Source organism: Spirulina sp. CCNP1310, assembly GCF_034932185.1.
GTDB lineage: Bacteria > Cyanobacteriota > Cyanobacteriia > Cyanobacteriales > Spirulinaceae > Spirulina.
Window position 1 is genome coordinate 43,300 of the sequence record NZ_JAYGHW010000039.1, and the last position, 20,517, is coordinate 63,816.

The window sequence follows — 20,517 nt, forward strand, 5'->3', positions numbered from 1 at the left end:
CGTGGCATAACGATCATCATGGATTCAACGTTGGCTTGTCGGTTGGGGACGTTTGGGGCGGCGGGAGGGGCGATCGCCCTAATCATCGCAAAAGAGGTGAAAACTGGGCAGCAGAGCGATCTCGCTTCTGTGTGTTCCGTTTTTGATTTGATTTAGTCCTCAAAGCAATATACTAAATGTCAGAGATTAAACGAAGTACCTATGTCTGCTGATCGCCTCCAAACATTTCAGAAAGCTTATCAAAATACGGATCTCACGCCACTGATTGAGCAGCAGGAACTTGAGCAATTTTGGGTGCAGTACGGTGTTGCCCCCCTTGAAGAATTGGTGCAGCTCATTGAGGATAATGCTGCACGCAATGCGAAAATTGTTTTTTCGGGTCATCGGGGCTGTGGCAAATCGACATTGCTTGCAAAATTAGGGCGACAGCTCAACGATCGCTACTTTGTTTCGGTCTTTTCTATTGCCGACACAATCGAAATGTCAGATGTGAACCACATCAATATTCTGTTTGCGATCGCGATCAACCTAATGAGGAAAGCGGAACAGGAAAATATCAAGATTTCTCAGGCTATTAAAGAGTCGTTTTACAAGTGGTTTGCAAAACGAACAAAGACTGAAACAGAACTTCTTCATGCCGAAATATCAGGCGGATTTAACTTCTGGAATTGGTTTGTGGGTAAGCTCAAAACTGAAGCCTCTGTCCGCAACGAAATCAAACAAGAATTTGAGCGCAACATCACAGATTTGGTCGCGAAACTGAACGAAATTGCAGCAGTAGTACAGCGCGGTAGTACAAAGGAAGTTTTGGTGATCATTGACGATCTCGACAAGCTTGATTTATCTGTGGTTAAACCCATTTTTCAAGATCACATCAAAGCTTTATTTCTGCCAGGTTTCAACATTGTCTACACCATTCCAATTTCGTCCCTACGAAATACGTCGCTACGGGCTTCCTTACAGAGTGAATCGGATGATCAAATTGTGGTGATGCCTGTCTCTAAACTTTTGGGCAAAGAAGATCGTCGCAACGCCAACCCTGTTTACCGAGAAGACGCGGTCGATACCCTCGTTAAAATTTTAAACAAACGTATTCCGTCTCAGCTATTGTCGGCTGAGATGACTCGTGAAATTGCCCTAGCCAGCGGTGGTGTACTGCGGGAGCTAATCCGTATTTCTAATCGCTGTTGTCGGATTTGTCTACGGGAGTTGCGCCGCGATCCCAGCCGCCACGACCTCCAAATTAGTTCAGATATTCTGGAGCAGGCTATCAACGATTTACGGCTTGATTTTGAAATCACTCTCGGCAAGGCCGATTATGACATTCTTAGCTCAACCTATGCCAATTTTTTACCCAATGATCCCAAGGATCAAGCCTTCTTAGATTTACTTCATGGCTTGCATATCTTGGAATATCGCAACAGTGCGGTGTGGTATGACGTGCATCCCATTGTAACGGACTTGTTGCAGCGCAAGGGGTTGATCCATGGCAGCAGTTGATTTCGCCCACATTGAAGCCCAAAACATGGATGCCTATGATGATCTGATCGTCACGGTATCAGCTAGTGATGGTGTGTTGAGCCTCTTTCTAGCGGTGTGTGATGATGCAGCCTTTCGGGAAGAAATTATTCAGCGGTACGAGGCAGAGTTGGCTCCCGACATCCCGGCCTATCGGGCTATAATTTCTCAGAATGAGCCAAGTTTATGGAAAGCTTTGGCAACGGTGGTGCAACGGGAACCTTGTTTACAAGCTGGGGCGAGGGGCGTAATTACGGTGTTGGGGGCGGATTCGTTGTTGCCGTTAATTTTGGGTGATGAATCTCGTTCTCAGCAGTCGCAGTTTTTGGGGTATCTGCAATGGACACGAGAAAGTTTACGGGAGTTTAAATATCCCATCATCCTGTGGGTTTCATCACGGCTATTGGCAGTGGTGGGGCAGAAGGCTCCGGATTTTTGGGGCTGGCGCAAGGATGTATTCCGGTTTAAAGCATTGCCGAGGATAGTGCCGGTTAGGGGTACAATGTTCGAGCGTTTGGATGAGCGGCAATTTAGCCTTGAAGATGATGACGATGAGTTGCCGATTGAGGAATTACTGAAGTTAGTTGAGGAGCGAGAGCACCTGAAAAATGCGAAGGATGATCCAATCCTTGCCACGCTCTATGTTGGGTTAGGGAAGGCTTATGAGCATCAGTCAGAGCGCAGGGGAGCCGCAGCGTATAAAAGTTCTGTGGCAGAGGCGATCGCATGGTACAACAAAGCGATACAACTCCAAAAGTTGCAGGATTCTGATCCGGTAGCATTGGCAACAACCCTCAATAACCTGGCAAATTTATATCGATTACAAGGGAAATATGGGGAAGCTGAACCCCTCTATCTTGAAGCCTTGTCCATCGCTCGCGCCAGCCTCTCCCCCAACCATCCCAACTTAGCAACCCACCTCAACAACCTGGCGGAGTTATACGAGTCGCAAGGGAAATATGGGGAAGCCGAACCCCTCTACATTGAAGCCTTGTCCATCGTTCGCGCCAGCATCCCCCCCAACCATCCCCACTTAGCCACGCACCTTAATAACTTGGCGGGGTTATAGCGATCACAAGGGAAATATGGGGAAGCCGAACCCCTCTTCCTTGAAGCCTTGGCGATTGATCGCGCCAGCCTCCCCCCCAACCATCCCAGCTTAGGCATGAGTTGTGGGAATTTTGGGCGTTTGAAGTTTGCTCAAGAACTGTATGAAGAAGCCGAACCACTCTTTTTAGAAGCATTTACCATCTTTTCGGAGAGTCTAGATGAGAGTCATCCATATATCAATACAGCATTAAATGATTGCATCAACTTCTATCGCACCGCCCTCGCTGCCGGACTGCCCGACATCCGCCTCCGCTCCCACCCCTTGGGTGACGCGATTCGCTCCCGGTTATGGAACCACCTTCGCCATTGAAACATTGCCCTGTGAAACCGTGCTAATCCTTCATTATGAACCGCTGCAAACAGCATAAATATTGTCCGACCCGATGCCCTCAAAATCAACCGCGATCGCCAGAAAACTGTAAAATTATCCCCACGACATCATTGCCAAACGTGACCCTCAAAACGCCATGGATGAACAACAGCAAAACCAAGCATTCGCCGATCTGATCCAAACCTTTTACCACCAAGGCAAAGCGCCCGCCACCTCAACCAATTATTCTTGGCGCAATCCGGCGGGGGAAATTATCATTTCCCGCAGTGGCGTAGATAAAGCGAAATTTAGCCCGGAAGATTGGATGAAGGTGGATTTAAACGGGTTGCCTTTGCCGGAATATGCCCATTGCAAACCTTCAGCGGAAACGCTGATCCATTGCTTTTTATACGCCCAATTTCCTGATACAAAATGTATTTTGCATAGTCATTCGGTGGCGGCGACGGTGTTGTCGGGGTTGTATTGCCGAGAGGGAACAAATCGAGAGCGGGGGGAAATAGTCTTTCAAGACTATGAAGTTATTAAAGGGATTCGTGGCTACCATACCCATGATTGCCAGCTTAGACTCCCCATTGTGGCGAATAGTCAGGATATGGGGGAACTGTGCGATCGCCTCTCCATTGCATCCTTGCAAAACTTTGGTTTTCTCATTGCCCGCCATGGCCTCTATGCCTGGGGGGATAGTCTGGGGGAAGCGAAACGCCATTTAGATGTGTGGGAGTTTTTGCTAGAATGTGAACTCGCACTCCTCCAAATCCAGCATCCATGACCACTGTTTTTAAAACCGTCAGCCAAGAAACCCTCACCGACCCCGCCCACATCCAAGCCTTCCTCAACAGCCACGGGATTATTTTTGAACAGTGGCCAACCCCCGCCCATTTAGCCCCCGATGCTGAACCGGCGGCAATCTTGGCCGCCTATGCCGAGCCGGTCAACGCCTACATGGCCACCCACGGCTATCAATCGGTGGATGTGGTCAATATTCACCCGGCGATCGAAAACTACCCCGCCATTCGGGCCAAATTCCTGGCGGAACATACCCACGCTGAAGATGAAATCCGCTTTTTTGTGGAGGGGGAGGGCTTATTTTGGTTCAATCTTGAGGGTGAGCCGGTGTTTAATATCCGCTGTTGTGCGGGGGATTTTATTTCCGTTCCCCAAGGGACAAAGCATTGGTTTGATGCGGGGGAAGTTCCCAACGTCAAAGCGATCCGCATTTTCTCCACCACCGAAGGCTGGACTCCCCTCTATACCGGCTCCGGCATCAGCGAACAATATATGTATTGATCATTTTTTAAGGTCAAAATGGCAGATCAGTCTGATGAAGACAAGCTCATTCAAGTTCTCCAAGATCATCGTAATTTAAAGTACTGGGTAATGCAGCAACTTCGCGCTCGAATGATTGAATGTCAAGAAACCTATGGTAACAATTCCAAAGGAGACATTGTGCTTGAGGATAGCAATGATGCTTTAGCTGTTCAGGACTGGGCCCATGAAATGCATCATTTTTTTAATCCTGATGAACCGCTGACTCAACAGGCTTCAGGCAAGCTATCTGATGCAAGCTATCTCGAAATCAAAACGACTTATTTATGTGGTCAAGAGGCTGAATACATTATTACCAAAGGCACTGTTGTCGTTGTGGTGAGCGCTGCTAAAATTTCTCGTCCTAGTCAAAAAAAGCTAGCGGGTGCGGGAATTAGTTTTGTGGCTAATGTGTCAAGGTCGCAATTTAGATAATTGTGTTCTAGGAGGATTAAAATGCTCAGTTTTAATTTCTATGGAAAGTCAAATCAAAAAGCACATTCGATTCAATTTTCTGAAGATTTTTATCAGTGGTTAATTGAATCAGATTTTGGTTGGGTTGGGCGTTCTCGTTTGATGAAAATTATGATTGATGGTGAATGGGAAGAGTTGCCGGTTATTACCTTGGAAAATCCAACGCGGGCAATGTTGGTTACTTATTTGAATGAAATGGTTTTGAGGGAGACAGGCAATTTTTTGCAAGATTTGGATGAAAATTTACCCCGCGAGCGACTAGAGCCACGGCACTATCGGATGAAAAAGTTATTAGAATTGCTCAGTTGTATGAAAGATGTAGATTGGATGTATTTTCAACGGGTTTAGAGCGATTTTAAAAGGGCTTGACGCATGGCCTCGACGGGGGCGGGTTCCCCTAGCCAGCGGGTGAGGGCGATCGCCCCCTGTTGCACTAACATTTCTGTACCATCGATGGTTAACACCCCCTGGCTTTGGGCCAGTTGTAAAAAGCGACTGGGGCGGGGGGTGTAGATCAAGTCGTAGGCGATCGCCCCTGGGGACAACGTTGCCAATAATTCCACCGGAACCGGGGAATCCTCGGTGTGGGGTTCCATGCCGATGGGAGTCGTGTTGATGAGTAGCCGGGTTTCGGGGATGAGGCGGGGCAGGGCATCCCAGGTATAAACCTGGAGACGCTCCCCCAAGGCCGTCGTCTGCCAACTGGCATGGAACCGCGCCACCCGCTCCGCATCCCGCCCCACCACATGAATCTCCCGACAACCCAATTCAGCACAGCCCGCCACCACCGCCCGACAGGCTCCCCCATTCCCCAACACCACCGGAGCCACCCCCGACCAATCCCAATCGAGGGCTTGCAAAGGGGCGATAAACCCGGCGGCATCGGTATTCGTGCCATGCCAAGCCTGATCGACGCGCCACACCGTATTCACAGCCCCAATTTGCTGGGCAATGGGGGTGATTTCCTGGAGCAAGGGGATAATCGTCTGCTTGTGGGGAATCGTGACGCTAAACCCCACCACGCCCAGGGCCGCAAGACCTTCCAAACCCGTTGTTAAATCCGCCGGAGCGATGGGGAAAGGGAGATAGACGAAATTGCGGTGTAGTTGGGCGATCGCCGCATTGTGCATCGCCGGAGAGCGGGAATGCTCCACGGGATAGCCGATCACACCGAGCAATTGCGTTTTACCGTTAATTTTCGTCATGGGAGAGGACGGGAACTGTGCCATAATTGGGGTGAGCATTAACCCTACATTGTATCCATCTTCATGACTTCCACCCCTTCATCCCCACAGGTACGTGGGCCACGCCGCCTTCTCGTTACCGGAGGAGCAGGTTTCATTGGTAGTAACTTCGTTCACCATTGGGCCAAGACCTACCCCCAGGATCGAATTGTGGTGCTGGATGCCTTGACCTATGCGGGCAACCGGAAGAGTCTTGCAGACCTAGAAGGGAGTGAGAATTTCCGCTTTGTGGAAGGGAATATTGGCGATCGCCCCCTCCTGGATGAACTGTTAGCCACAGAAGCGATCAACACCGTGGCCCACTTCGCCGCTGAATCCCACGTTGACCGCTCCATCCTCGCCCCCGATGCCTTCATTCAAACCAATATTGTCGGAACATTCACCCTCCTCGAAGCCTTCCGCCACTATTGGCAACAGGCGGATTTTAGCGAACTCCCCCCTAAAAAATGGGCCTTTTTGCATATTTCCACTGACGAAGTTTACGGAAGTTTAGGCGATCATGACCCTGCCTTTGCCGAAACCACCCCCTACGCCCCCAACAGCCCCTATTCCGCCTCAAAAGCCGCCAGCGATCATTTGGTACGCGCCTACTATCACACCTACGGCATCCCCATCCTGATCAGCCATTGCTCCAACAACTACGGCCCCTATCAATTCCCCGAAAAACTGATCCCCCTCACCTGTATCAATATCCTCATGGGTAAACCCATCCCCGTCTATGGTGATGGCAAACACATCCGGGATTGGCTCTATGTGAGGGATCATTGCCGCGCCCTTGATGTGTTAATTCATAAAGGCAACCGTGGCCAACGCTACAACATCGGCGGCAACAATGAAGTGCGCAATATTGAATTGGTGCATATTATTTGCCAACTCATGGATGATCTGGCGGTGGATCTGCCCACCAGGCCCGCAAGGGATTTGATTACCTATGTGGACGATCGCCTCGGCCATGATCGCCGCTATGCCATCAACGCCCGCAAAATGTCGATCCATTTGGGTTGGAATCCTTCCACTGGCATTGAGGAAGGGTTACGGGAAACGGTGCGCTGGTATTTAGATCATCGGGACTGGTGGGAACCGCTACTCACGGGGGAATATCACCAGTTCTATCAAAAAATGTACGGTGTCGTCTAACTCCGAGGGAAGCCGTTGCGGATCAACGTAGGGGCGTTGGCGTAAGCCTGCCGGAGGCACAAAAATTTTTCGCCCCAGACTTCGCGACAAATCTAAAGGGTTTGCCCCCATTAAAAACCCCCATTGTCATCAATGGGGGCTTTTAATCAATGCGGAACGCGAGACTTGAACTCGCACAGGAAAACTCCCACTAGAACCTGAATCTAGCGCGTCTACCAATTCCGCCAGTTCCGCAACTGAACTTGAACGCAATTACCTAATTTACTGAATCTTTTGGCCATTGTCAAGGGGTTTCACGCCAATCATCAGGGCCATCTCTAGCCATTTCCAATAACAGTCCACATCCTCAAAGCCAATATCTGTTAACCAAGTGAGTTGGGTGTGGAGGTCGAGGAGTTGATTGGAGGGGTCATCGGGTTGATCGCCATAGCCGATGGACTCCATGAAATGACGATGGAGGGCGGGGGAAGGGGAGGCAACCTGTTCAAGATTGGCGAAAATGCCCCCCGGTTGGAGCCGGGCGAAAATTTCCCCGTAGAGACTGCGTTTGCGTTCGTGGCTGAGGTGGTGGATGGCAAAGCTGGAGACGATCGCCTCAAAATTCCCCAAATCCGGCAAGGGTTGATCCAAATTATGGGCTACCACCGTCACTGTGGGATCCTCCCGGAAGCGATCGCTCGCCTGGGCTAACATCGTCGGCGAAAAATCGAGGGCGATGCTTTCCATTGGGGGGCGATCGCCCTTCAACAGCCCCAACAGCCGCCCGTCCCCCGTCCCCAGATCCAACACCCGCCCGACATTTAACGGGATGTGGTCGAGCAAAACCTGCTCCCCCTCCCGGCGGTGGGGAATGTGATCGGCACGGTTTAAATATTGCCAAGCATGATCTGGCGTAGTCCAGCGATTGATCGCATCATCATTAAGCATCACAGATACAATTAAGTTGGTCGTTAAGTTATCCGTAAAATTACGGCGATTAACCATCAATCTACCATATTTGATAACTCTGATTAAAGAAGAGATTAAGACCTGTTTAAGGATTTTATGATCTTCACTAAACTTGCCAAAAAACTGTATTAATTCTGACGAATGATAAAAAAATCAGGATAGAGTAGAAGCACAAAAATTCCCCAGTCGGCCATGATCCAGCTTGATCGCCCTAAACCTCCTCGTTCTATGCCATTGTTTTCTCAACCCAGCGCTTCCCCGATGGCGGCAATTGAAACAAAAACCTTAGCCCTAGATTCAACCCTAGGGGATCTTTCCCTCTATCAGGTGGAAGTTGCCGCCCATCAATTGGTGATGGATGTGGCAAAATTGTTTGATCAAAATCCCCTCTTTCCGGGGGTCGTTTTAAAGGCAGACTCGGAATTTGTGGGGATGATTTCCCGCCGCCGGTTTTTAGAGCGGATGAGTCGCCCCTATGCTTTGGAGTTATTTTTAAAGCGGCCGGTGCGATCGCTCTATGAATTCACCCAAGTTCCCTGTGATATTTTCAACGAGACGACGCTGATTGTTGAAGCGGCTAGACGGTCGTTAGAGCGATCGCCAGAACTCATCTATGAGCCGATCCTCGTCCATGCGGAAGAGCGGGGAACCTACTACCTCGTTGATGTCCATCAACTGCTCCTCGCTCAATCCCGCATCCATCAACTCACCAGCCAACTCCTCGATCAAACCAGTTATGCCGAACGGATGCAGACGGAAAAAATGGTCAGCTTAGGGCGCATGGTAGCAGGGGTTGCCCATGAGATTAAAAATCCGGTGAACTCGATTAATGGTAACGTTGAATTTCTCACCGATTACTATACGAATCTGCTCGAACTGATTACCTGTTTTGAAGAAGAGGTCAAAAATCCGAGCCAAAAAATCAAAGATTTAAAAGATGAAATCGATTTAGAATTTATCCTCGAAGATGCGCCGAAAATCCTCAAAAGCATTCAACTGGGATCGGAACGCTTGGTACATATCGTCACCAGCTTAAGGAACTTTTCCCGCATTGATGATCAGAAAAAACAGCTTATTAATGTCCATGAATGCGTTGATGGCACATTGTTAATTCTTGAAAATAAAACCAAGCATGATATTATCATCCAGAAGGACTATGATAATTTGCCGGAAATTGCCTGTTATTCTGGGCAACTGAGTCAAGTCTTTATGAATTTACTGGCCAATGCTATTGATGCCTTAATGGAAAAGAAAGAGCAAAATCCCGATCTGGATTGGCAGCCGGAAATTAAAATTGTCAGCCGCTATCTAGAGCAGTATAAAGCCGGTCAAGGGATTAGTATTAAAATTATTGACAATGGGCCAGGGATTCCCCTCGAAAATCAACAGAAAATCTTTAATGATTTTTTCACCACGAAACCTGTGGGCAAAGGCACGGGCTTAGGGTTGGCCATTAGTTATCAGGTGGTGGTGGAAAAGCATCAAGGGGAATTGAAATTGGTTTCTACCCTGGGGGAGGGGACGGCCTTTGAAGTGTTGTTGCCGTTTTAGGGAATGGGGAATGGGGATTGAGGGGATTGGTTTTTTAGATCTTTTAGATCCTTATAGATTTTCTGGATGGAAGAGAGGACTGAAGTCCCCACGACAAACGCGACGCAGGTTCGTAGTCACGACTGAAGTCGCTATCCCCCTCTAGAGGGGGATTTTTCGCCATTGGAGGGAGTTGGGGCGGGGCGATCGCCCCCTGTCTTTTCTCCACCCCAAGGGCAAACCCATAAACAGCCGATGAAGGAGAGCAAGGATTATTATAATGGGGTCACTCTTGCCCCCTTCCTTTGCGCTAATGTCCTCCCAGCCCTTTCAAGCCGCCTACGACAGTTTGCATAATCTGGGCATACTCTTGGTACAGTTTTTGCAAAACCTGCGGGCCAAACAGGTGGCCCCCGAAGAGGATCGCTCAACCCTCCAGGATTTAGAACTGGAAATTCAACAGGCCTTGATGGCACTGAAGGAGCAACGCTACCAAGTGGCGGTGATTGCGGCCATGAAGGCGGGAAAAAGTACATTCCTCAATGCGCTGATTGGTGCGGATGTGCTCGCATCGGAAACAGAATCCTGTACGGTGTGCCGGACGGAAATTAAGGCGATCGCCCCTGGTGAAATCCCCTACCTCCTCGAATACCGGGAAAACGAACGTCACCCCGTCACCCTCGCCCAGGGGGATTCCCACCTCATTCGTCAACAATTTTTGCAACGCACCCATTGGATCCGCGCCACAGGGAACCGCGATCGCACCACCCGCTTTGAACTCTATCACCCCATCACCGCCCTCACCCCCTACACCGCCCTCCATGGCTTCACCCTCGTCGATACCCCCGGCCCCAACGAATGGCGCGATGCTGCCCTCGACACCCTCGATCTGCGGGAAACCACCCTCGCCGCCCTCCGCAACTGTGATGTGATCCTCTTCATCCTTGACTACTCCTCCTTTAAAGAAAGCACCAACTCCGAACTATTGCGGCAACTCACCCAAGAACGCGGCGAATTCCTCAATCGTAGCCAGCGGGCCATTTATTTCATCCTCAATAAAATTGATCGCAAAACCGAAGAAGACCGCCCCATTGCCCATGTTATCGACGATTTGCGCCGCAGTCTGCAAGCATTCGGCATTCATAATCCGATTGTTTATCCCGCTAGTGCTTGGCAAGGATTACTCGCTAAACTGATTCAAAATAACACCGCCACCGATATCCATTTAAAAGACTTTAAACGGTTTTTTAGTGGTCGTTATGCCCAAGAAACCCCCAACGGCGATCTGATCCTCCCTTCCCCGCAAAAACTTGCCCATCAAGCCCTCAAAGATAGCCTGATCCCCAATATTGAGCGGTCAATTTTATCAGATATTGTCCGTAATTCCGGTTGGAACCTATTGCGAGATATCACCGCCCGCCTCGATCGCTCCGCCCATGCCGTCGAAGACATCCTCAACACGCGCATCCAAGGCTGGAGCATGGAAATCAAACCCCTGCGGCAAAAAATGGAGGAATATAAACGGCTGGCGAAAAACGCCATTGTTCAGATTCGCGGTGTGAAGCGGTTAGTCGAAGATCAAGAGCAAAAATTAGTGGCGCAATTTCGTTGGCAAATTACTGATTTTGCCACCCGTGCGAAACTGGCAATTCAGCAGGAATTTGAATTGTTTGTCCAATATCGCTTTTCAGACTTTAACCCCTATGCCAGTCCTGAACCCCCAGAGCCGACCGAAGAAAGTGCAGAGCCGGAACCGCTGAATTTTTCCGTACCGCAAAAACTCGCGGATTCCTTTAAAAAAGTGGTGCGCAATTTTGTCGTTGAAGATGCGGAAGATCCCTATGTGATTCAATGCCAAAGTGAGGCAGAGGTGGAGCAGGTCAAGGCGGATATTAATCGCTTTTGCTCAATTTTGATTAAAGATTGGTGGACGAATACCCAGGATCATCTTTCTCGCTATGGGACACAAATTCGGCGGGAGTTGGTGGATGAGATGCAGCGTAATATTCAGCCGATTTCCGATGAGCTTTCCCAATATCTCGGCGATGCCCTGCAAATTTCGATGAATATTAACCCGATCCAAATGCTGATCTTTGATTTCCAAGGCATTGATACCCAGGTGCAACGCCAGACGGAAAATTATAGTCGCTGGACGCGGGAAAAAAAAACCGCCCTCTGTCGGGATTATGAGGTGGATATTCAGGTGGATGATCACCGCTCCTATTATGAAATTGATCTGCGCCAAACAATTCAGGCGATTCAGCGGGAAATCGATGCTCAGACGCGGGGGAGTTTGATTGTAGTGGAGCGGGTGATTAAGCAACAGGTGGGGGAAGATTTTGCCGTGGTGGAAAAACAAATTAATGACTATATTAATCGGTTTTTATTAGAGTTTGAGCGGTTGGTGAAGGAGCGGGAAACGCGGGAAGCCCAAGTCGATCAAATTTTGGCGTTTCTCGAACTGCAAAAACAAGGGTTAGACCGCTATTTGGTCAAGCTCAGTGAGTTACAGCGATTACTCGACAGTTGGCGATCGCCTTCGGTATAATCACCCTTGATCAGCGCATTGCTATTGGTTCAAGCAGGATAAAACACTGTGACATTTCAAGACATCATTGATAAAGGTGGGGTAGCCATCTGGCCCCTCCTGTTCCTCTCGATCCTGGCCATGGGGGCCATTTTTGATCGCCTCTGGTTTTGGTCACGGGTGCTGCTCCAAGAGCGGCAGATCCTGATGAGCATCATGGACACCGCCTATCGCAACTGGGATGCAGCGGTGGAAGTGGCACGGGACTATCGGGATCACCCCATGGGTCGCTTTTTTTTCACACCCCTTAACCTCCAAGAACCGGAGCCGGAGGTCTTTCACCTAGCCCTCGAAGCCGCCGCCGATGATGAATTGGCGATGATGCGGCGGGGCGATAAGGTGCTGGAAGCGGTGATCGCCCTTTCGCCCTTACTGGGGTTATTGGGGACGGTGTTGGGTCTGATTAATTCCCTCGGTTCGATTAGCATCAGTGACTTGGGAACCGCTTCCACGGCCGGTGTCACCTTGGGGATCGGGGAATCACTGATCTCCACAGCAGCGGGTTTGGTGGTGGCGATTATCAGCCTTGCCTTTTATCGCCTGTTTCAAGCCTTCCTCTTTGGCCAAATCCGGGTTTTTCGCAAGGCGGGCAGTGATTTAGAGCTACTCTATCGCCAACGTTGGGCGGATGTGGAACTGTCCAAAAATCCCACCCCTAAGAAAATTTTAGAGATTTAGCCCTATGACCCCATCCACACCGCAAAAACCCCGCAAACGCGCCCCCACTCCCGCCACCCATCCCCTCACCCTCTGGCAGGATACCCACAAACAGCAGGAGGAAGTGCGCATTGAGATCATTCCCCTCATTGACGTGATTTTCTGTATTTTGACGTTCTTTATCTTGGCGGCGGTGGGGGTTTCGCGGCAGCAGGCGATTAGCTTGAACCTCCCCAAGGCCTCCACAGGATCAGCCCAGATGCAGGATATGCTGATCATCAGTTTGGATGATTTTGGCCAGGTCTATGTGGAGCAAAGCCCCGTTTCCACAAGGAATCAACTCTCCCAAGCGGTGAGCAATTATATGCTCACCAGCCCCAATGGTTTGATGGTGCTCTATGCCTCGAAGGAAGCCCGTTATGATGAGGTGATTCAGGTGTTGGATATTTTGCGGGAAGTGGGGGGCGATCGCATCGCCCTCGCCACATTGCCCGGTGGCCAAGCCATCCCAGAAACCCAACCCAACCCCCTTGATCCCCCTCAACCCATCGAACCCAATCCCTTAGCACCGGAGTTAGCCCCCCTCGATCCCTACGGTGTGCCGGCCCCTGAACTAGAAACCCCCAATGAGCTAGAACCGCCTGGGGGCGTTGAGTTACCCCTCGCCCCCTAAATGCGGCCATCCCCACGAACGCGGCTCAGGGAACGGGCCGCCAACACACCGCCAATAAAGCCAAACAGATGCCCCTGCCAAGAAATCCCCGGTTGGCCGGGAAGCACGCCCCAGATCACGCTGCCATAGAGGAAGAAAACGAGGAGGGAGAGGGCAATGGAAGGAATATTCCGCTCAAAATAGCCCCGGAAGAGGAGAAAGCCAAAATAGCCGTAGATCAAGCCACTGGCTCCAATGTGAACGGAGCCGGGAGAGCCAAGCAGCCAGGTTCCTAAACCCGCCACAACCATTGTCCAAGCGGTGACGGTGAAAAAATCCCTTGTCTGTTGCACCATCACCAGCCAACCGAGGATCAGAAAAGGAACCGTATTGGCGATGAGATGGCCCCAGCCGCCATGGAGGAAGGGGGCGAAGAGAATACCCCGTAGCCCAATCAGGTTATAGGGGACAATGCCGAAGCGATCCAACCCTCCCCGCATCAGGTGCTGAAAAATAAATTGGTCGAGAATTTCTAAAACCCAGAATGTGGTGACAAAAAAGCCAAGAATTTGAATCTGGGTTTGGAGTTCTTCGCGAACAGACTCTTTATCCGGGTGGCGCATGATTTTTGAAAAAGGCAACTTCATCTAGTATGGCATTCTCGCTTTGGGGATCAAGCCGGGGAGAGGGGAGGATATAGTGGGAGTACAAGGCAGTGATGAAGGGGGAAAGATGGTAAAACTGGGCTGGATGGGGATGATCACTGGATTAGCGGTGGGAATAAGCCTACCCCTAGGGGCAACGGTACAAGACCCGGCATTGATTCGGGAATTGGATCAGAATATTCAGGAATTGCTGATAACCCGACGGTGCGATCGCTGCAACCTCACCACCGCCAACCTCAGCCGCCGCCCCCTAGAGCGGGTTTCGCTGCGAACCGCTGTCCTCAATGGGGCCAACCTCAGTTTTGCCAACCTCAGTTTTGCCAATGTGCGCGGCTCTAGCCTCAACGGGGCCAACCTCACCGCCGCCCATCTGCGCTACACCCACCTCACCGGCAGTGCTCTCCGCCGCGCCATTCTCGACAATGCGACGCTCTTTGCGGCCCAACTCCAAGGCACCGATTTGAGTGAGGCTCAACTGCAACGGACGGATTTAATCAACGCTGACCTCACCGCCGCCAACCTCAACCGTGCCACTCTCACCCAGAGCCACGCCCAAGACGCAAATTTTGCCGGGGTGGATTTCACCTGGGCAAATTTGCAAAGCACGGATTTTTACGGAGCTAACTTTACCGCCGCCACGTTTGATCACACCGATTTACGAGGAGCCAACCTTACCAACGCCGATTTAACCGATGCCAATTTCCGTGATGCCCTGCTCAGTGGAGCGGATTTTACCGATGCGGTTTTATGTCGGACGGTGATGCCCGATGGCAATATTGTTGGGGCGGATTGTGAGGATGCCCCCACTGCCGATATTCCGTAGGTTGCTCAATAAATGGTGCGTCAATGGTGCGTCAGCCGTTCCGCTTCTCTTTTTCGTCCTGGCTTAATCGCTCTGACGCACCCTACGCCTTGATTGTAGGGTGCGTCAGAGCGGATCAATGATCATACTGATGATCCATTTGTTTCTGACGGACCATTGACCAAGATCAAGAGTCTAAACCTGCGGAATGTGAGTTTAAACCAACACCTCCAGCGTTGCTACCACCGCCGCCCCCAAGGCCGGTAAATCATAGCCCCCTTCCAACCCAAAAAAGAGGCGGGGGGCTAGGGGGCGGATTTGTTGGGTGAGTTGGGCAAAATCGGCGGGCTGGAGACAGATGGAGGCAAGGGGATCGGCGTGGAGGGCATCGTAACCCGCGCTGACGATCAACAGATCGGGCTGAAATTGGCTTAAAAACGGGATCACCTGCTGAGTAAAGGCGGTTTGGTATGTCGGAAAAAGGCTGTTGGGGGGGATGGGAATATTGAGGACATTGCCATGATGGCCTTGATCGCTGGCCCGGCCTGTACCGGGGTAGGCGGGGGATTGGTGGAGGGAGCAATAGCAAATCGCTGGATTATTTTCGATCAGATCCTGCGTACCATTGCCGTGGTGAACATCCCAATCCAGAATAGCGACGCGATGAATCCCCGGTTGGGCAAGGGCATAATGGGCGGCGATCGCCCCATTCCCCAACAAACAAAACCCCATCCCCATTTTGGCAGTGGCATGGTGGCCGGGGGGACGGGCGAGAACAAAGGCAGGCTCATTCCTCAGGGCAAAATCCACGCCATCGAGCCAAGCATTGACTGCTAATAAGGCCACATCATAACTATCAGGGGATACCGGCGTATCTAGATCCAATGCGCCCCCCCCAGGCCGCTGGGCGAGGTGTTGGAGCAATTCGAGGTATTGGGGATCATGGATTTGCGTAATCCAAGGGAGGGGATCGCGCTCCGTTAAAGGGGTGGGAAGATGCCAAGCGAGGCGATCGCCCCAAGGCGCAGCCCGCAGCGCCTCCACAATCGCCGTCAGCCGTTGGGGGCATTCGGGATGGCCGAGGCCGGTGAGGTGGTCGAGGAAGCGATCGCTATAAATGAGGGCAACCATGGGGGGAGTGGGGAGTAGGGAGTAAAATAAATGGGCCTAGGGGCGAAAAATTTTTGTGCCTCCGGCAGGCTTACGCCAACGCCCCTACAATGTTGTGGTTCATGACTGAAAATTTGTCAACTATTCCCTATTCAACCTCCTGCTCAATGGGAATGGTAACTCTAAACTCTGTCCCGGCTCCAGGTTGCGATTGACAAACTAATTCCCCATGGTGTTTTTCGGTAATAATTTGATAACTAATGGCTAGCCCTAGGCCTGTGCCTTTCCCTAACGGTTTTGTTGTAAAAAAGGGATCAAAAAGGCGGCGTTGAATGCTGGGGGGAATGCCGGGGCCATTGTCCATAAAGCGGATTTGAATCCCTTTGCCGGTGGGTAAGATTTCAGTAGTGATCACAATTTGGCTGGGTTTTTGCTTTTGTTCCGGTTGGCCGTCCCGCTCTTCGAGGGCATCAATGGCATTGCTGAGAATATTCATGAATACTTGATTTAACTGTCCGGCATAGCCTTGAATTTTAGGCAAATCAGCATAGTTTTTGATCACGATAATCCCCACGGAATCCGCCCGGGGCTTGAGGCGATTTTGCAAAATCATTAATGTACTTTCTAACCCTTCGTAAATATCCACCAGCTTCATTTCCGCTTCATCCATCCGGGAAAAATGGCGCAGGGAAACGACAATTTCTTTAATCCGATCTGCTCCGACTTGAAGCGAGGCAAAGAGTTGAGGCAGATCTTCGATCAAGAATTCCAGATCAATGGCTTCGATTTCTTCCTGAATGGCAGAGGCGGGTTGGGGGTAGGTGGTTTGGTAGAGGGCGATGAGGTTGAGGAGGTCTTGAATATAGTTTTCGGCATGGCTGAGGTTGCCGTAAATGAAGTTAACGGGGTTATTGATTTCGTGGGCGACTCCCGCGAGTAATTGCCCCAAACTAGACATTTTTTCAAGTTCTAACAGTTGGTTTTGACTGCGTTGGAGTTGAAATTCTAATTGTTTGCGATCAGTGATATCAAGGAGAATACCAAAGAGATGGGAGACTTCCCCCTGTTCGGTGCGGCGGGGCTGGCCTTGGGCGTGGATATAGCGCAGACTTTGATCGGAGCGGATGATCCGAAATTCTAAATCATAGGGATCTTCATGGTAGATCGTGTTGTAGAGGGTGGTGTAAAACCGTTGGCGATCGCCTTCATGGATTAAATCCACCTGACGATCCAAACTGGGGGGAGCCTGTTCTAAATTCAAGCCATAAATGCGAAATACGCCCTCACTCCAAATCACTTCCCCCGTGAGAATATTCCATTCCCAAATCCCCACCTGGGCAAACTTTTGGGCGGTGTTCCAATTGGTTTCCTGCTGAATCATCGCCTGTTCAGCATTTTTGCGTTCTGTAATATCCTGACCCTCCGGTAGGAGATAGCACACCTCCCCCCGTTCATCGGTAATCGGCGTAATGGAAAAGTTCAACACCGTCACCTGTTCACCACGATAGACGGTGATTTCCCGCTGTACCCATTCCCCATTGGCGGCCTTGGCGATCGCCCCCTTCAACTTGGCCTGATTAGAAACCGACATCTCCCACCAAGGCACATCCCAAAACAACAGCCCCAGCACCGATTCCCGCTGCAACCGCGCCCAAGCCAGCGTCGTATTATTCACCTCCAAAATCTGCCCCTCTGGGGTGAGCAGCGCCATCAACTGCACCGAATGATCGATGATCATCCGGATATGCTCTTCCTGCTGTTGACGGCGGAGGGCCTGCTTGCGCTGCTTGGTGAGGAGCGTACTCGACCACATCACCCCAGCAATTTTCCCCTGCGTATCCCGCCAAGGCGTGACATCCCAACGCACCCATTCCCGTTTACCTTGGGGGATGTTGAGTAATTCCCCTTCATTGCTGATGGAAATCCCTTTGAGGGCTTGCTCCAGGGCAGTTTGCCAATGGGGGGGCAACGTGGGCATCAATTCCCCGAATGTAGCCCCCTTGACCTGATCCGGTTGAATTTGGTGGATTTTACACCATAATTCACTGGCCACAATGCACCGTAATCGCTGGTCAAAAACGGCGATCGCCATCGGAGATTGTTCAATCCAGAGGTGACTCAGGGGGCTAGTGGATTGGGGTTGAGCCATGGGGGCAACAAAGGGGAATGCCTTCAGTGTAACGCGATCTGCTCTAGCCTCGAAGGGATCAGCGGTGGCGAGGCTAACGCAGGAAGAGGAGCATAAGTTAGCAGACAAATTGGGGCATGATCTCGGCGGCGGTAAACAGGCCCATTGTGCCGCGACGGTGGAGGTTGATCCCGGCTTTCAAATAGCCAAAGGCGGGGCCGCAGACATTGGCCGCCATGCTGGTTTCATCCCCTAGGGTGAAGGTATGGGTGGAGGTTTTACCCTCGAAGGTGCGGCCGGTGATTTGCACATTGGTACTCAGGGGCTTTTTCGGGTTGCGGGTGTCCACAATTCCCCCCACGGTGACGCGATCTCGGCTACAAACCCCCGCCAATTCCAACATCAGATCATCGGCGTGCTCCATATTTTCCAGCGTAATGATGCCGTGCATCTGGTTTAACAGGGCTTCTACCTCGGCATCACTCATGGCCTGGGCTTTCTCAACGCTATAACCGGGCATATGGGCGATGTCTTCGCGGATCGTGGCGCGGTAGGCTTCCCAGTTGGCAATGCCCACGCCGAATGTAATTTTAACATGGTCAATTTCCGCATAGCTTTGGGCGGCAATCACCGCCGCAGCGGTGAGCAGGCCAGGGGTTGCACCGCAGCCGGTCATGTAGGTAATGCCAGCGGCCTGGAGGCGATCGCCCATCGAGATCAACTGCTCCATGGCGCTGGTGCGTTTTAGTGCATCCACCAACACCCCACGCCAACCGGCGGCCATAAATTGCTCCGCAACGCTGGCCATAAATGTATTAGGCAAATTGGGCAATGCCAAGAAATAGCCATCTACGCCGCCTTGGGCGATTAAGTCAGCGATGCTCGTCGGGGTGATCACGCCATAATGGGGCAGATGACCTAAAGAGCCTTGGTTTTGGTAAACGCCACAGCAGGCCGCCACATCTAACCCTTCAGGATGATAGGCATAACCCTGTTGATCCGCCGCTGCCACCAGACGCATTTCCGTTTTCCCCTCAAGCAGTCGCGCTGCGGCCTGCCCCAATCCACCAAACCCTAAAACACCAACGTTAATCATTTTGACCTCCTAATCCTGAGATCCTCCATTATCCCCCGTGGCCGGCCCCCTAGAGCAATCCGCCGCAACGGGGATCAACGCCTGTGCTAGCGTAGGAATTACCCCAGGTTAAACCCCAAGATTGCTATGGATTGGAACGCTGCCGCCGTTGAAACGAAAATTAACCTCACGTTTAAACACCCGGATTTACTCTTTCTCGCCCTCAGCCATCCCTCCTATGGCCACCAGATCAACCAACCGGAGCAGAACTATGAGCGGTTGATCTTTTTAGGGGATGAAATTTTAAATTTGGCGATCGCCGACTACCTCTATCACCATTGCCCCTACCTCAAAGTCACCAACTACAAAGGGTTAGCCGAAAAACTCACCGAACCAGAACGGCTCACAAAAACCTGGCTCCACCTCGGTTTAGGGGATGATTACCCCTTCATGGTGCTCAAAGAAGAGCGGCCGATGTTAGCCCAACGGCCCCATAACCCCTTTGAGGCGGGATTTCGCGCTTTGGTGGGGGCGATCCATAGCGATCGCGGCTATCCCCAAACCCGCAACTGGCTGATCAAGCACCTCATCGCCCCCCTCCTCGCCCGCCATTTAAAAGACACAAAAGAGCGGGCAGAACTAGATTTACAACAGCGCTTTTTCGGCAATGCCCTGCTCAAAACCCTAACCGCCGATTGGCTCTATCAGCACATCAACGCCGTAGAGCCAAAATATTTAAGCCGTTTCCATCGCAATTTGATCAGTAAGGAACAATTGCAAGTTTACAAAACCAAAAGTTTAGCATTAGGCAATAGCAGCGCAGGCTTTAAAACCTTCTTAATCCAAACCTATCTCGCCCAAGGAGAACAGAACCGCAACCCCTACGCCACGGTTTACGACTGGTTCAATCGGGAAATTTTAGAAACCGATGAAATTTTACGGGAGGCGATTACAGTACTGTTGCGGGATCAAAAACCGCAAAAATGGATTATCCGCAATGTTTTAGGCTATGCCAGCAAAGATTACCAATTGGGGCGAGAGCGGTTCTATGAAATTCTAGAAGAGGAAATGCCGACGGCGTGATCCCCCCCTGCCCCCCCCTTAAAAAAGGGGGGTTCAAGAGTACACCCCCTTGTTAAGGGGGTCGGCGCAGCCGGGGGGATCGTGAATATTGAGGCGAAGGGAGATCCCCCCCTGCCCCCCCTTAACAAGGGGGGTTCAAGAGTACACCCCCTTGTTAAGGG

General features: G+C 51.1%; 19 protein-coding genes, 1 tRNA gene and 1 pseudogene. 14 read left to right on the forward strand and 7 right to left on the reverse strand.

All coding sequences use genetic code 11. From position 1 onward, the window contains the following. Positions 1 to 18: 18 nt before the first annotated feature. The 7 genes and pseudogenes from VB712_RS08260 (at position 19) to VB712_RS08290 (ending at position 5,086) form a co-directional block, all read left to right on the forward strand. Positions 19 to 156: a hypothetical protein gene (locus VB712_RS08260; protein ID WP_323254002.1), complete on the forward strand. Its 138-nt coding sequence runs from the start codon at positions 19 to 21 to the stop codon at positions 154 to 156. Between the two features lie 45 nt (positions 157 to 201). Then, positions 202 to 1,500 carry a P-loop NTPase fold protein gene (locus tag VB712_RS08265; RefSeq protein ID WP_323254004.1) on the forward strand — a complete coding sequence of 433 codons (1,299 nt, stop codon included), beginning with the start codon at positions 202 to 204 and terminating at the stop codon, positions 1,498 to 1,500. Between the two features lie 520 nt (positions 1,501 to 2,020). Continuing rightward, positions 2,021 to 2,938: pseudogene (locus VB712_RS08270) on the forward strand (tetratricopeptide repeat protein). Between the two features lie 157 nt (positions 2,939 to 3,095). Continuing rightward, positions 3,096 to 3,728 (forward strand): methylthioribulose 1-phosphate dehydratase, encoded by a 633-nt coding sequence (gene mtnB, locus VB712_RS08275; RefSeq protein ID WP_323254006.1) that lies wholly within the window; start codon positions 3,096 to 3,098, stop codon positions 3,726 to 3,728. Beyond that, positions 3,725 to 4,246 (forward strand): 1,2-dihydroxy-3-keto-5-methylthiopentene dioxygenase, encoded by a 522-nt coding sequence (locus VB712_RS08280; protein WP_323254007.1) that lies wholly within the window; start codon positions 3,725 to 3,727, stop codon positions 4,244 to 4,246. The genes mtnB and VB712_RS08280 overlap by 4 nt, the downstream gene beginning before the upstream one ends. Before the next feature lie 18 nt (positions 4,247 to 4,264). After that, positions 4,265 to 4,699 (forward strand): hypothetical protein, encoded by a 435-nt coding sequence (locus tag VB712_RS08285; RefSeq protein WP_323254009.1) that lies wholly within the window; start codon positions 4,265 to 4,267, stop codon positions 4,697 to 4,699. A 21-nt stretch (positions 4,700 to 4,720) separates the two neighbouring features. Continuing rightward, complete coding sequence (locus VB712_RS08290) at positions 4,721 to 5,086, forward strand: hypothetical protein (protein ID WP_323254010.1); 366 nt, start codon at positions 4,721 to 4,723, stop codon at positions 5,084 to 5,086. On the opposite strand, the gene VB712_RS08295 is transcribed toward VB712_RS08290, so the two are convergent. After that, complete coding sequence (locus VB712_RS08295; RefSeq protein WP_323254012.1) at positions 5,083 to 5,943, reverse strand: shikimate dehydrogenase; 861 nt, start codon at positions 5,941 to 5,943, stop codon at positions 5,083 to 5,085. The genes VB712_RS08290 and VB712_RS08295 overlap by 4 nt on opposite strands. A gap of 63 nt (positions 5,944 to 6,006) precedes the next feature. On the opposite strand from VB712_RS08295, the gene rfbB reads away from it, so the two are divergent. Next, complete coding sequence (rfbB, locus tag VB712_RS08300; protein WP_323254014.1) at positions 6,007 to 7,119, forward strand: dTDP-glucose 4,6-dehydratase; 1,113 nt, start codon at positions 6,007 to 6,009, stop codon at positions 7,117 to 7,119. Positions 7,120 to 7,269: 150 nt separating this feature from the next. Here rfbB and VB712_RS08305 read toward each other — a convergent pair. Then, positions 7,270 to 7,353 (reverse strand) — tRNA-Leu (locus VB712_RS08305). A 27-nt stretch (positions 7,354 to 7,380) separates the two neighbouring features. Then, positions 7,381 to 8,046, reverse strand: coding sequence for a class I SAM-dependent methyltransferase (locus tag VB712_RS08310; RefSeq protein WP_416236294.1), 666 nt, complete (start codon positions 8,044 to 8,046; stop codon positions 7,381 to 7,383). Between the two features lie 249 nt (positions 8,047 to 8,295). On the opposite strand from VB712_RS08310, the gene VB712_RS08315 reads away from it, so the two are divergent. The 4 genes from VB712_RS08315 (at position 8,296) to VB712_RS08330 (ending at position 13,514) form a co-directional block, all read left to right on the forward strand. Next, positions 8,296 to 9,618, forward strand: a complete 1,323-nt coding sequence (locus VB712_RS08315) for a sensor histidine kinase (protein ID WP_323254018.1) — start codon at positions 8,296 to 8,298, stop codon at positions 9,616 to 9,618. A gap of 292 nt (positions 9,619 to 9,910) precedes the next feature. Beyond that, positions 9,911 to 12,145 (forward strand): dynamin family protein, encoded by a 2,235-nt coding sequence (locus tag VB712_RS08320; RefSeq protein ID WP_323254019.1) that lies wholly within the window; start codon positions 9,911 to 9,913, stop codon positions 12,143 to 12,145. A gap of 48 nt (positions 12,146 to 12,193) precedes the next feature. Beyond that, positions 12,194 to 12,862 carry a MotA/TolQ/ExbB proton channel family protein gene (locus VB712_RS08325; RefSeq protein WP_323254021.1) on the forward strand — a complete coding sequence of 223 codons (669 nt, stop codon included), beginning with the start codon at positions 12,194 to 12,196 and terminating at the stop codon, positions 12,860 to 12,862. Between the two features lie 4 nt (positions 12,863 to 12,866). Continuing rightward, on the forward strand, positions 12,867 to 13,514 hold the full coding sequence (locus VB712_RS08330) for an ExbD/TolR family protein (RefSeq protein WP_323254023.1): 648 nt from the start codon (positions 12,867 to 12,869) through the stop codon (positions 13,512 to 13,514). Here the strand turns inward: VB712_RS08330 and VB712_RS08335 are convergent. Next, positions 13,511 to 14,116, reverse strand: coding sequence for a rhomboid family intramembrane serine protease (locus VB712_RS08335; RefSeq protein WP_323254024.1), 606 nt, complete (start codon positions 14,114 to 14,116; stop codon positions 13,511 to 13,513). The genes VB712_RS08330 and VB712_RS08335 overlap by 4 nt on opposite strands. Positions 14,117 to 14,225: 109 nt before the next feature. Between VB712_RS08335 and VB712_RS08340 the strand changes: the two genes are divergently transcribed. After that, positions 14,226 to 14,981, forward strand: a complete 756-nt coding sequence (locus VB712_RS08340; protein ID WP_323254026.1) for a pentapeptide repeat-containing protein — start codon at positions 14,226 to 14,228, stop codon at positions 14,979 to 14,981. Between the two features lie 195 nt (positions 14,982 to 15,176). Here VB712_RS08340 and VB712_RS08345 read toward each other — a convergent pair whose 3' ends face one another. The 3 genes from VB712_RS08345 to bioU all read right to left on the reverse strand — a co-directional run bounded on the left by VB712_RS08345 (position 15,177) and on the right by bioU (position 19,294). Continuing rightward, complete coding sequence (locus tag VB712_RS08345) at positions 15,177 to 16,091, reverse strand: histone deacetylase (protein ID WP_323254028.1); 915 nt, start codon at positions 16,089 to 16,091, stop codon at positions 15,177 to 15,179. A gap of 127 nt (positions 16,092 to 16,218) precedes the next feature. Continuing rightward, a complete protein-coding gene (locus VB712_RS08350; RefSeq protein ID WP_323254030.1) occupies positions 16,219 to 18,219 on the reverse strand; it encodes a PAS domain-containing protein in 2,001 nt (666 codons plus the stop codon). Between the two features lie 97 nt (positions 18,220 to 18,316). Then, on the reverse strand, positions 18,317 to 19,294 hold the full coding sequence (gene bioU, locus VB712_RS08355) for a (S)-8-amino-7-oxononanoate synthase BioU (protein WP_323254032.1): 978 nt from the start codon (positions 19,292 to 19,294) through the stop codon (positions 18,317 to 18,319). Positions 19,295 to 19,420: 126 nt separating this feature from the next. Between bioU and VB712_RS08360 the strand changes: the two genes are divergently transcribed. After that, positions 19,421 to 20,356, forward strand: coding sequence for a ribonuclease III domain-containing protein (locus VB712_RS08360; RefSeq protein WP_323254034.1), 936 nt, complete (start codon positions 19,421 to 19,423; stop codon positions 20,354 to 20,356). Positions 20,357 to 20,517: the final 161 nt, after the last annotated feature.

Coding starts and splice junctions, on each gene's coding strand:
- VB712_RS08260 (WP_323254002.1), top strand. CDS start 19: ATGGATTCAACGTTGGCTTGTCGGTTGGGGACGTTTGGGGCGGCGGGA.
- VB712_RS08265 (WP_323254004.1), top strand. CDS start 202: ATGTCTGCTGATCGCCTCCAAACATTTCAGAAAGCTTATCAAAATACG.
- mtnB (WP_323254006.1), top strand. CDS start 3,096: ATGGATGAACAACAGCAAAACCAAGCATTCGCCGATCTGATCCAAACC.
- VB712_RS08280 (WP_323254007.1), top strand. CDS start 3,725: ATGACCACTGTTTTTAAAACCGTCAGCCAAGAAACCCTCACCGACCCC.
- VB712_RS08285 (WP_323254009.1), top strand. CDS start 4,265: ATGGCAGATCAGTCTGATGAAGACAAGCTCATTCAAGTTCTCCAAGAT.
- VB712_RS08290 (WP_323254010.1), top strand. CDS start 4,721: ATGCTCAGTTTTAATTTCTATGGAAAGTCAAATCAAAAAGCACATTCG.
- VB712_RS08295 (WP_323254012.1), bottom strand. CDS start 5,943: ATGACGAAAATTAACGGTAAAACGCAATTGCTCGGTGTGATCGGCTAT.
- rfbB (WP_323254014.1), top strand. CDS start 6,007: ATGACTTCCACCCCTTCATCCCCACAGGTACGTGGGCCACGCCGCCTT.
- VB712_RS08310 (WP_416236294.1), bottom strand. CDS start 8,046: ATGCTTAATGATGATGCGATCAATCGCTGGACTACGCCAGATCATGCT.
- VB712_RS08315 (WP_323254018.1), top strand. CDS start 8,296: ATGCCATTGTTTTCTCAACCCAGCGCTTCCCCGATGGCGGCAATTGAA.
- VB712_RS08320 (WP_323254019.1), top strand. CDS start 9,911: ATGTCCTCCCAGCCCTTTCAAGCCGCCTACGACAGTTTGCATAATCTG.
- VB712_RS08330 (WP_323254023.1), top strand. CDS start 12,867: ATGACCCCATCCACACCGCAAAAACCCCGCAAACGCGCCCCCACTCCC.
- VB712_RS08335 (WP_323254024.1), bottom strand. CDS start 14,116: ATGCGCCACCCGGATAAAGAGTCTGTTCGCGAAGAACTCCAAACCCAG.
- VB712_RS08340 (WP_323254026.1), top strand. CDS start 14,226: ATGGTAAAACTGGGCTGGATGGGGATGATCACTGGATTAGCGGTGGGA.
- VB712_RS08345 (WP_323254028.1), bottom strand. CDS start 16,091: ATGGTTGCCCTCATTTATAGCGATCGCTTCCTCGACCACCTCACCGGC.
- VB712_RS08350 (WP_323254030.1), bottom strand. CDS start 18,219: ATGGCTCAACCCCAATCCACTAGCCCCCTGAGTCACCTCTGGATTGAA.
- bioU (WP_323254032.1), bottom strand. CDS start 19,294: ATGATTAACGTTGGTGTTTTAGGGTTTGGTGGATTGGGGCAGGCCGCA.
- VB712_RS08360 (WP_323254034.1), top strand. CDS start 19,421: ATGGATTGGAACGCTGCCGCCGTTGAAACGAAAATTAACCTCACGTTT.